The sequence below is a fragment of the Rhodococcus sp. NPDC057014 genome (genome assembly GCF_042673295.1).
Classification (GTDB): Bacteria; Actinomycetota; Actinomycetes; order Mycobacteriales; family Mycobacteriaceae; genus Rhodococcus_F.
Window position 1 is genome coordinate 1 of the sequence record NZ_JBHUSF010000300.1, and the last position, 11,341, is coordinate 11,341.

Here is an 11,341-nt window from a genome sequence, read left to right on the forward strand (position 1 = left end):
CCGGCGACCCCTGTCAGGCACCCTGTCGGACGGGCTGCCTAGTTGAGCTTCTGCGGCACACCGTAAGTCATGACGGTGTCACCGTTCTCCGTCACGGCCATCGCGTACGGACGGATGGTGACCGGCCCGATAGCACCGGAGATGGAGCCGTGAACTCCCTGCATCCTGACCACAGCCGCCGATCCGTCGAACTCCTGACCCTCGAGGATCGGAACCGTGGTGATTCCACCGGGCTCCAGGTCGATGTCGAGTTCCTGCGACGGAATGATGTCGCCGGCGAGTTCGACGTTGGTCCCCGCGTTCAGGCCCAACGAGAGCTCGGGGAGCAGACCCAGGTCGATTCCGTTGCTCGACCCGATCGCGAACCCGAGACCGGGCGTGTTCAGGACGATCGTCGCGCCTGCCAGTGCGACCGGGTAACCGATCTGATACCCGACGGTGAGCTGAGTGCCCTCGAACTCCTCCGAATTCGGGCCGGTGATGGCCACTCCGGCGTAGCCGTTGTGGAAGAACTCCACGCTGGTGGGAACGCCGTCCAACGGCGGTACGGTCTGATACACCGTGTCGCCCTGAACGACTTCGATGCGATTCCCTCGTGCATCGATCACGGAACTGGAATTGTCCACGCCGGCCGACGCCGAGCCGTTGCCCATGACCATGGCAAGCGTTGCGATGCCTGCGACTGCAACCGTCCGTGTGAAGCGTTTGAACCCAAATCGAGATGTGCTGATGTCCGTCATGCCGACCCCATTCAGAATGCACTGCAACCGATACGGAAAAGCATGCTGAGCGTAACCAGTGGGGCAGAAGAATATCCCTGTATTGATCAGAAGTTCACAAATCAACTTGATGTGATACATGCAACAATTACCCGATCGCAACCCGGGGCGCTCTCAGCGACCTCCGGTACCCTCGACCGATTGACATCGACCCGAGAACCGGAGGCGCTGCTGCGTGACTGAGATACTCACCCCGGTCGAGACGACTCGGCCCGCCGAGAGCATTAGCACCACCGCTCGCCCCGTCCGCTCCCGTTTCCGGCCGCACCCGGCCGATGTCGCAGCGGTCGCCTTCTACGTCGGCCTGGCCGCATTCGTGTTGGCCCGCCAGTGGAAACACCTCGGAACGGGCTATCTGGTGCGCAGCGGCCAGGACCAGACCATGTGGGAGTGGTTCTTCGCCGTCGCCGCACGCTCACTGGTCCATCTGGAGAACCCGCTGTCCAGCGACCTGCAGAACTATCCGCTCGGCGTCAACCTCATGGGCAACACGGCGATGTTCGGCATCAGCATTCCGCTGGCGCCCGTCACACTGTTGTTCGGACCGAACGTCACATTCACTCTGGCACTCACACTTGGCCTGTCGGGCACGGCAATTGCGTGGTATTGGGTCTTCTCGCGGCACGTCGTGTCCTCGCGACTCGCGGCGGCGGTCGGCGGCGGCCTGTGCGGTTTCGCACCGGCCCTGATCTCGCACACCAACGGGCACCCCAACTTCGTAGCCCTGTTCCTGCTGCCCTTCATCGCGCTCGCCGTGATCAGGCTCGGCAGCGGCGCGCGACCCGTGCGCGACGGCATCGTGCTGGGACTGCTGATCGCGTACCAGATCTTCCTCGGTGAGGAACCCCTGCTGATCTACGCGCTGGCGTTCACGGTCTTCGGGGTCGCCTTCGCGGCGTCGCGCCCGCGGACCGCATTCGCGGCAGTCAGGCGCAGCATCAAGGGTTTTGCGATCGCGGGCGGCGTCGCGCTGGCCATTGCCGCCGTTCCCCTGTGGTGGCAGTTCTTCGGACCCGACAGCTACCGGGCGATCGAACACGGCCCGGTGGGCAACGACACCGAATCGTTCACCAGCTTCCCGACGTCCTCCCTGGCAGGCGAACCCGGGTCCGCCGAGTTCAGCATGAACGCAACCGAGGAAAACGCGTATTTCGGCTGGCCCCTGCTGATTCTCCTCGGCCTGTCCGCACTGTGGCTGTGGCGGATGCCGCTGGCGCGCGCCGCGGCCGCGACGGTCGCCGCGATGGGTGTCCTGTCGCTCGGGACGTCGCTCACGATCGGCGGCTGGGACACCGGAATTCCCTTGCCGTGGAAGCTGATCTCACACCTGCCGCTCCTCGAATCCGTCCTGGAATCGCGCTTCGCGATGGGCTGTCTGCCCGCCGCCGCCCTGCTGCTCGCACTGGGCACCGACCGCGCCCTGGCGTCCGCCCGCGAGGGCCAGCGGACCACCACGCTGCTGTGGGCCGGGTGGCTCGCGGTGGCGCTGCTTCCGTTGACGCCGACACCCCTGGCCGTCGTGCAGCGGGACGCCGCACCGAACTTCTTCGCCGACGGCACGTGGCGCGACTACGTCACCGACGGTTCCGTCGTCACGGTGCCGCTCCCCTCCCCGGAGAACGCCCGGATGCTGCGCTGGCAGACCGAGCAGGATCTCGCATTCCCCATTGCCGGTGGATATTTCGTCGGCCCGGCCGGCAGCGAGCAGCGGGGCAAGTACGGGCCCGACGACCGCCCCACCGCACTACTGCTCGCGTCCGCGCAGTCGTCCGGCCAGGTGCCGGCCATCGACGACGCGACGAGGGCCCAGGCGCTGACCGACCTGAAGTTCTGGAACGCCGACGTCCTGGTCCTGCCGCACACTCAGAACGATCGCGTCCTGCGTGAGACGGTCCGGCAACTTGTCGGGGCGCCCGCGAAACCCGTCGACGGCGTGTGGGTGTGGGACGTGCGGGCGCTGCGCCACCCGTGAGTACTTGTTAACCGCCGGACGTTAACAAGTACTCACGGGTGACTACCATCGTGCTGTGCCACAACCGCCGCTGCCCGACGTCCGGAGCATCCGCACTTCCCGGCTCATCGCGATCGTCACCGGCCTGATCGGTTTCGTTCTCGCGCTGGCCACCCCGTTCCTGCCGGTGAAGCAGGACGCCGCGACGATCGACTGGCCGCAGGGCGGCACGCTCGGCAGCGTCGAGGCACCACTCGTCTCGTACACACCGCTGGCCATGCAGGTGAACATTCCCTGCTCGGTGTTCACCCAACTCGGGCCCGACGGCGGCACCGTCGTCTCCACCCTCCCGAACCGGGCTCCCGACTTCGAGAAGAACGGCCTCGTCGTGAAGGCGGGCGCCGGCGGCACGGTCGACGTCACCCTTCGCGGCAGGTCCCTGATCTCGGCGGATGCCGCGGACCTGCAGGGCTGCACCGGACTCACCGTCACGTCCGACTACCAGCGGACGTCGGCCGAGGTCACGGGCACGGCCGAACCGCTCGCCGGTTCCATCGAGGGCGACCAGCGACCGCAGATGGTCGGCCTGTTCACCGACCTGCAGGGGGCGGCGCCCGCCGACCTGACCGTGCACGTCGACCTCGACTCCCGGTTCTCGTCCAGCCCGACGCTGCTGAAACTGCTGGCGATGATCGTGTGCGTCCTCGCGACGCTGACGTCGCTGTACGCGTTGCACCGGGTGGACGGCATCGACGGCAGGCGCGCCCGCCGCTTCCTGCCTGCGCACTGGTGGAAGTTCACCGGCGTCGACGCCGTCGTGATCGGGACGCTGCTGCTGTGGCACGTGGTCGGCGCGAACACGTCCGACGACGGCTATCTGCTGGGCATGGCGCGGGTGTCGGAGCATTCCGGCTACATGGCCAACTACTTCCGCTGGTTCGGCGTCCCCGAGGCGCCGTTCGGCTGGTCGTACGAACTGCTCGCGGCGCTGGCGAAGGTGAGCACGGCGAGCATGTGGATGCGGCTGCCGACGTTGCTTGCGGCGCTGCTCTGCTGGATGGTGATCAGCCGGGAGGTCATTCCCCGCCTCGGTGTCGCCGTGCGCCGCAACAGGACTGCCCTCTGGACCGGTGGCCTGGTCTTCCTGGCGTTCTGGTTGCCGTACGACAACGGGTTGCGCCCCGAACCGGTCATCGCGCTCGGCGCCCTCCTCACGTGGTGCTCGATCGAGCGGGCCATCGCCACCGGGCGACTGCTTCCCGGTGCCGTCGCCGTGCTGATCGCCGCGTTCTCGCTCGCCGCGGGACCGTCCGGGCTGATCTGCATCGCGGCGCTGATCGCGGGTGCGCGGCCGATCCTGCAGATCATCATCGCGCGCGGCCACCGGGTGGGATTCGCGTCCCAGATCCTGCCGATCCTCGCCGCCGGAACCGTCGTCATGGTGGCCGTCTTCGCGGATCAGACACTCGCGACGGTGCTCGAGTCGACGCGCGTCCGCACCGCCCTCGGCCCCAACGTGGCCTGGTTCGACGAGCGGCTGCGCTGGGACTCGCTGATGGGGATCTCCCCGGACGGCTCACTGGCCCGCCGGTTCGGTGTGTTCGTGATGCTGCTGTGCGTCGTGGTCTGCGTGATGCTGATCCTGCGCAAGGGGAAGGTGCCGGGGACCGCGATCGGACCGTCGCGCCGCATCCTCGGCATCGTGTTCGCGTCGCTGCTGCTGATGATGTTCACGCCCACCAAGTGGACCCACCACTTCGGGGTGTACGCGGGCCTCGCCGGGTCAGTCGCGGTGCTCGCCGCGGTCGGCGTGGGGGCGGCGAGTATCCGCTCCAAACGGAACCGCACCCTGTTCGCCGCGGGTGTCCTGTTCATCCTCGCGGTCGCGTTCACCAGTTCCAACGGCTGGTGGTACGTCTCGAGCTACGGCGTCCCGTGGTGGGACAAGCCGCCGATGATCGCGGGCAAGGGCTTCTCCACGCTGTTCCTCGGGCTCACGGTCCTCACGCTGCTCCTCGCCGCCTGGTACCACGTCCGCGAGCCCTACGAGACGGGCAGGAGGCCAAACGGGAAGCGCGCTCGGATGCTCGCGCCGTCGCCGCTGACCGTCGCGGCCGGTGCCGTCGTCCTGTTCGAGGTGCTGTCGCTGCTGAAGGGCGCCGTCGCGCAGTACCCCGGGTACTCCATCGCGAAGGCCAACATCGAATCGGTCACCGGCGGCACGTGCGCGCTCGCCGACGAGGTCCTCGTCGAAACCGACCCCACCGCCGCACTGCTGCAGCCGCTCACCCCGGTCACCGACCAGAGCGGTGCGGGCGCGTTCGGCGCGACGTCCGCGGAGGGCTTCACGCCCAACGGCATCGTCGACGACCTCACCGCCGACTCCGAGAAGATCGCCACCGGCGGCGCCAACACCGTCGACACCGACACCGACGAAACGACCACCGGCACCAGTTCCGGCACCGGTGGCGGCACCGAGGCCACCGCCGGAGTCAACGGCAGCACCGTGACGCTGCCGTTCGGTCTCGACCCCGCCCGCACCCCCGTCCTCGGCAGCTACCAGGCCGGCGGGGAGCAGAAACCCGCCGCCCTCACCACCGGCTGGTACGGGCTGCCCGACCGCAGCGACGACGCACCGATCCTCACGATCTCGGCGGCCGGACGCATCCGGTCGGTCGACGCGGACGGCGTCGTCACCCCCGGCCAGAGCCTGAAGGTCGAGTACGGGGTGACCGGTCCCGACGGGTCCGTCACCGCGCTCGGCACCGTCGACCCGATCGACATCGGACCGTCCCCGTCGTGGCGCAACCTGCGGGTGCCGCTCGATCAGCTCCCCGCCGAGGCGAACACGGTGCGGCTCGTCGCCGACGACCCGGACACCGACCCCGGCCAGTGGCTGGCGGTCACACCGCCCCGGGTGCCGAAGATGCAGACCCTGCAGACCGTCGTCGGGTCCACCGACCCCGTGCTCCTCGACTGGGCCGTCGGGCTCGCGTTCCCCTGCCAGCGCCCGTTCGACCACCGGTACGGCGTCGCCGAGGTCCCGCAGTGGCGGGTCCTGCCCGACCGCATCGGCGCGGAGTCCACGAATGCCTGGCAGGACAAGTTCGGCGGCGGCCCGCTCGGCTGGACCGACCAGTTGCTGTCGGCGAGCACCCTGGCGACCTACCTGTCGAACGACTGGGACCGCGACTGGGGTTCGCTCGAGCGGTACACGCCGCTGGACGAGTCGGCGACACCCGCCCAGGTCGAATCCGAACAGGTGACCAGGTCGGGCACATGGTCGGCCGGACCGGTGCGCTACTACTAGAACCGCCCCTACCCTCTGGTAGGCGGCAATATGCCTCCTCAGGTTCCTGACATACCATCGACAACCGTGCCCGATGCTCTGACAACTTCCGTCTCCGATCCCGAAGCCTCTTCGCCGCCTGCTCGCCAGGACCGGCGGAGTGAGTACCGGACCGCTCGTCTGATCGCCATCGTCACCGGCCTCATCGGGTTCGTGCTGGCAGTGGCCACGCCGTTCATGCCGGTGCAGCAGACGACCGCAGCGGTGAACTGGCCGGAGAACGGCGTCGTCGGCGACCTCGAGGCACCGCTGGTGTCGCAGGTCCCGATCGACCTGTCGGCGTCGATCCCGTGTTCGGCGGTGGCCGGGCTTCCCCCGCAGGGCGGGATCCTGCTGGCCACGGCGCCCGCGCAGGGCGAGGGCGCGGCGCTGAACGCGATGTTCGTGCGGGTGTCGGACAAGTCCGTGGACGTGCTCGACCGCAACGTCACCATCGCCACGGCGCCCCGCGAGCAGGTGCAGTCGGGCGCCTGCAGCGAGATCCGCATCACATCGAACATCGACGCGACGTCCGCCGAGTTCGTGGGCCTGACCACGCCGACCGGTGACCCGATCGCCGGTTCCCTCACCGGCGACCTCCGCCCGCAGGTGGTGGGTGTGTTCAGCGACCTCCGCGACGGGGCGGCGCCTGCCGGTCTGTCGTTCACGATGAACGTGGACTCCCGGTTCTCGTCGAGCCCCACCCTGATCAAGCTCGTCGCGATGATCGTGGCCCTCCTGGCCACGGCGATCGCCCTGGTCGCCCTCGGCCGCCTCGACGGCACGGACGGGCGCGGGCACCGCAACTTCCTGCCGTCGCACTGGTGGAAGTTCACCGGACTCGACACGATCGTCGTGGGCACGCTGGTGCTGTGGCACTTCATCGGCGCGAACACGTCGGACGACGGCTACCTGCTCACCATGGCCCGCGTCTCCGACCACGCCGGCTACATGGCCAATTACTTCCGCTGGTTCGGCGTCCCCGAGGCGCCGTTCGGCTGGTATTACGACGTCCTCGCGGCGATGGCCAAGATCTCGACGGCCAGCCCGTTCATGCGACTGCCCGCCCTGATCGCCGGGATCCTGTGCTGGATGGTGATCAGCCGGGAGGTCGCTCCGCGCCTCGGCCGGTCGGTCCGGCGAAACAAGGTGGCGCTGTGGACCGGCGGACTCGTGTTCCTCGCGTTCTGGCTGCCTTACAACAACGGTCTGCGGCCCGAGCCCATCGTGGCGCTCGGCGCCCTGCTCACGTGGTGCTCCATCGAGCGTTCCATCGCGACCGGACGTCTCCTCCCCGCCGCCGTCGCCGTCCTGATCGGCGCATTCACTCTCGCGGCCGCTCCGACGGGTCTGATGTGTGTGGCCGCCCTGCTCGCCGGCGCCCGCCCGCTCGTCCGGATCGTCGTCAAGCGCCACCGCCAGGTGGGGACGCTGCCGCTGCTGGCGCCGATCGCGGCGGCGGGCACGATCGTCCTCGTGGTCGTGTTCGCCGACCAGACCATCGCCGCGGTGATGGAGGCCACCCGGGTCCGCACCCTGATCGGCCCGAACCTCGAGTGGTACAAGGACTTCCTGCGCTACTACTACCTGTTCGTCCCGACCGTCGACGGTTCCGTGGCCCGCCGCTTCGCGTTCCTGACGATGATCCTGTGCCTGTTGACGACACTGTTCATCCTGTTGCGCCGCAAGCGGATTCCCGGTGCCGCCACCGGACCTTCGTGGCGCCTGCTCGGTGTCGTGTTCGGCACGATCTTCTTCATGATGTTCAACCCCACCAAGTGGACCCACCACTTCGGGGCGTACGCCGGCATCGCCGGTTCGCTGGCCGCGCTCACCGCCGTCGCGGTGTCGGCGTCCGCGCTGCGCTCGCGCCGCAACCGGACGATCTTCCTCGCCGGCCTGCTGCTCATGCTGGCCCTGACGTTCGCGGGCATCAACGGCTACTGGTACGTCTCGAGCTACGGCGTGCCGTGGTTCGACAAGACCGTCTCCCTCGGCGGCCGCCAGTCCAACACGTTCTTCCTCGTCCTGTTCGGGCTGGCCGTCGCACTCGCCGCCTGGCAGTACCTGCGTGAGGGATTCGCCGCGCCGCCCGTCCGCGCGAACACCGAGAAGGGCAGGCGGATCAGGAAGTTCGCGGCCGCCCCGCTCACCGTCGTCGCCGGCATCATGGTGCTGTTCGAAGTTCTCTCCCTCCTCAAGGGCGCCGTCTCCCAGTACCCGGCGTACTCGCTGGCCCGCTCCAACTTCGACTCCCTCACCGGGCAGACGTGCGGGCTCGCCGAGGACGTCCTCGTCGAGGGCGACACCAACGGCGGAAACCTCACGCCCATCAACGATCCCGCGGCGCCGCTCGCGAACCCCGCCGACCCGCTCGGCGGAGCGAACCCTGTCGGCTTCTCCCCCAACGGGGTTCCGTCCGACCTGACCGCCGACTACGTCGAGGTCAAGCAGGGCATGGGCAACACCGACAACCAGAGCGTCGGGCCCTCCTTCGAGACCGGATCGAGCGCCGGAACCAGCGGCGGCACCGGAAATGTCGGCGTCAACGGCAGCACCGCCAAGCTGCCGTTCGGGCTCGACCCGGCCACGACACCCGTCATGGGCAGCTACCAGGAAGGCGTGCAGGAACCGGCGACACTGTCGTCCAGCTGGTACGCCCTCCCCGAACGCAGCGACGACACCCCGCTGATCGTCATGTCCGCGGCGGGCCGCATCTGGTCGGTCGACGCGACCGGCGCCCTCACGTACGGCCAGTCGCTGCTGCTCGAATACGGCAAGCGTCAGCCCGACGGCACCGTCCAGGCGCAGGGCACCTACCTGCCCAAGGACATCGGGCCCGCACCGTCGTGGCGCAACCTGCGCGTGCCGATCAGCGAACTGTCGCCCGACGCCGACTCCGTGCGGATCGTCGCCAACGACCCCAACCTCACCGGCGACCAGTGGCTGGCGTTCACCCCGCCGCGGGTGCCGAAGCTCGAGACCCTCAACTCGACGATCGGCAGCTCGCAGCCCGTACTGCTGGACTGGGCCGTCGGACTGCAGTTCCCGTGCCAGCGTCCGTTCGACCACCAGTACGGCGTGGCGGAGATGCCGAACTACCGCATCCTCCCCGACCGTCCGCTGGCCGTCAGCTCCACCGACACCTGGCAGTCGGCGGAGAACGGTGGCCCGCTCGGATTCACCGAACTGCTCGCCAGCGCCACCGCCATCCCCACGTACATGCGGGACGACTGGGGACGCGACTGGGGCTCCCTCGAGCGCTTCGACCGGTACTACCCGGACGCCACCGCGGCCACCGTCGACACCGAGACCGCCACCCGGTCCGGGCTGTGGAAGCCGGGCACGCTGCGGGTGTACCCCACCCCGTAGCGGGCACGGGGGCGGAGTTGTCCACAACCTTCCGTCCATCCACAGGCCAATTTCCGACCTGGGCTTTTCGGCCGCGGACCGCAGCGCCCGGGGCAGGCTCGGACCCATGCGAACCGAAAGCTGGGCCGAAGACCTCCCCGGAACAGCCGCTGCCGGTCACCACGGCGTGGTCCGGGCCGCTGCTCTGGAGCGGCTGGGCGTCGAGAGGGGGACCATCGCCGCGCGCTGCCGTGACGGTGGTCCCTGGCAGCGGATCCTCCCCGGCGTCGTCCTCCTGCACGACGGGCCACCGACGACGCTGCAGCGCAACCTGGCGGCGCTCGAATACGGCGGCCCGGACGCGCTCCTGTCGGGTCACGCCGCGCTGGCCGCGTTCGGCTACCCGGCGACGTCACACCGCGACGACGTGCTGCTGCTCATCCCGTCCACCCGGCATCGCCGGGATTGGTCGTACGTGAAGGTCGAGCGGACGCGGCACCTGCCCGCACCCGTCCACCGGGGGCTCCTGCGCGTTGCTCCGCCGCCGCGCTGCCTCCTGGACGCCGGACGTCGCTCGGTCGCGGCCGAGTCCTGTCACGCGCTCCTGGCCGAGGGGATCCGGCGCGGCGACGCGACGGTCGGCGAACTGGTCCGCGAACTCGCACACGGCAGCGACCGCGACAGCCACCTGCCCCGGGCCGTTCTGCGCGAACTGACGGAAGACGCGCATTCCGTTGCCCGGGTCCACGCGCACACGTTGTGTGCGACGAGTGGGCTTCCGCCGATGCGGCACGACGCGGACGTGCTGTCCGCCGCCGGGCTGTGGGTCGCCCGGCCGGACGGCTGGCTCGACGACGTCGCCGTCGCCTGGGAGATCGACTCGCCGAAGTACCACTTCTCGCCCGAACTGCACGAGGCGACGAGGATGCGGCGGGCGCGGATGCAGCGGGAGGGAATCGTCGTCGTGACGCACCTGCCGGAGCAGATCCGGACCGACCCGGCGACCGTTCTCGCCGATCTACGCGCCGCGTACACGCTGGCCGCGGCGCGTCCCCGGCCACCGGTGTTCGTGCACACCGACACCCACCTGCGGTCGGCATGACCGCCGACCGCGGGTGCGGAAATCACTTACAGAGCCATCGAACTACAGCGGCATCAAGTCGTGCTTGCGCGGGTTACGCTGCACCGTCTTGTCGCGCAGCATCGTCAGCGCCTTGCGGATCTCGAGCCGGGTGGTGGCGGGCTCGATGACGGCGTCGATGTATCCGCGCTCCGCGGCGATGTACGGCGTCGCGATGTTCTCGTTGTAGAAGTTGATCAACTGCCTGCGGACGGCGGGCGCGTTCTCGCCCGCGGCCTCGATCTGCCTGCGACCGATCAGGTCGACAGCGCCCTCGGCACCCATCACCGCGATGCGGGCGGTCGGCCACGCGAAGTTGATGTCGGCGCCCAACTGCTTCGAGCCCATGACGGCGTAGGCGCCGCCGTAGGCCTTGCGGATCACGACGGTCACCTTCGGCACCGTCGCCGTCACGAACGCGAAGATGAACCGGCCACCACGCTTGATGACACCGATCCGCTCCTGCTCGAGCCCCGGAAGGAACCCCGGGGTGTCGACCGCGAACACCAGCGGGATGTCGAAGGCGTCACAGATGCGGATGAAATGCGCGGCCTTGTCCGAGGCCTGCGCGTCCAGCGCACCCGCCGCGACCAGCGGCTGGTTCGCGATCACCCCGACCGTACGGCCGTCCACCCGGGCGAAGCCGGTGATGATGTTCAGCGCCACCTGCCCGCCGATCTCGTGGAACTCGCCGTCGTCGAAGATCCGCAGCAGGATATCGTGCATGTCGTAGCCGGCGTTGTCGGCGTCCGGGATGAACGTGTCCAGATCGAGGTCGGAGTCCGTGATCTCCGGTTCGAGACCCGGATTGA

General features: G+C 68.9%; 6 protein-coding genes. 4 read left to right on the top strand and 2 right to left on the bottom strand.

Going from position 1 to position 11,341, the window contains the following annotated elements; translation table 11 throughout:
- Nucleotides 1-38: 38 nt before the first annotated feature.
- Nucleotides 39-740 (bottom strand): MspA family porin, encoded by a 702-nt coding sequence (locus tag ACFTZB_RS36530; protein ID WP_378439385.1) that lies wholly within the window; start codon nt 738-740, stop codon nt 39-41.
- A gap of 214 nt (nt 741-954) precedes the next feature.
- Here ACFTZB_RS36530 and ACFTZB_RS36535 point away from each other — a divergent pair, with 214 nt between their 5' ends.
- The 4 genes from ACFTZB_RS36535 (at nt 955) to ACFTZB_RS36550 (ending at nt 10,511) form a co-directional block, all read left to right on the top strand.
- On the top strand, nt 955-2,751 hold the full coding sequence (locus tag ACFTZB_RS36535) for a glycosyl transferase (RefSeq protein ID WP_378439388.1): 1,797 nt from the start codon (nt 955-957) through the stop codon (nt 2,749-2,751).
- A gap of 55 nt (nt 2,752-2,806) precedes the next feature.
- The gene (locus tag ACFTZB_RS36540; RefSeq protein WP_378439390.1) at nt 2,807-6,040 is read left to right on the top strand and encodes an arabinosyltransferase domain-containing protein; all 3,234 of its coding nucleotides are present in this window, start codon (nt 2,807-2,809) and stop codon (nt 6,038-6,040) included.
- A gap of 66 nt (nt 6,041-6,106) precedes the next feature.
- Nucleotides 6,107-9,430, top strand: a complete 3,324-nt coding sequence (locus ACFTZB_RS36545; protein WP_378439392.1) for an arabinosyltransferase domain-containing protein — start codon at nt 6,107-6,109, stop codon at nt 9,428-9,430.
- Between the two features lie 106 nt (nt 9,431-9,536).
- On the top strand, nt 9,537-10,511 hold the full coding sequence (locus tag ACFTZB_RS36550; protein WP_378439394.1) for a hypothetical protein: 975 nt from the start codon (nt 9,537-9,539) through the stop codon (nt 10,509-10,511).
- Between the two features lie 42 nt (nt 10,512-10,553).
- On the opposite strand, the gene ACFTZB_RS36555 is transcribed toward ACFTZB_RS36550, so the two are convergent.
- Nucleotides 10,554-11,341, bottom strand: a 788-nt coding sequence (locus ACFTZB_RS36555; RefSeq protein ID WP_378439396.1) for a carboxyl transferase domain-containing protein, incomplete at its 5' end; no start/stop codon positions are given.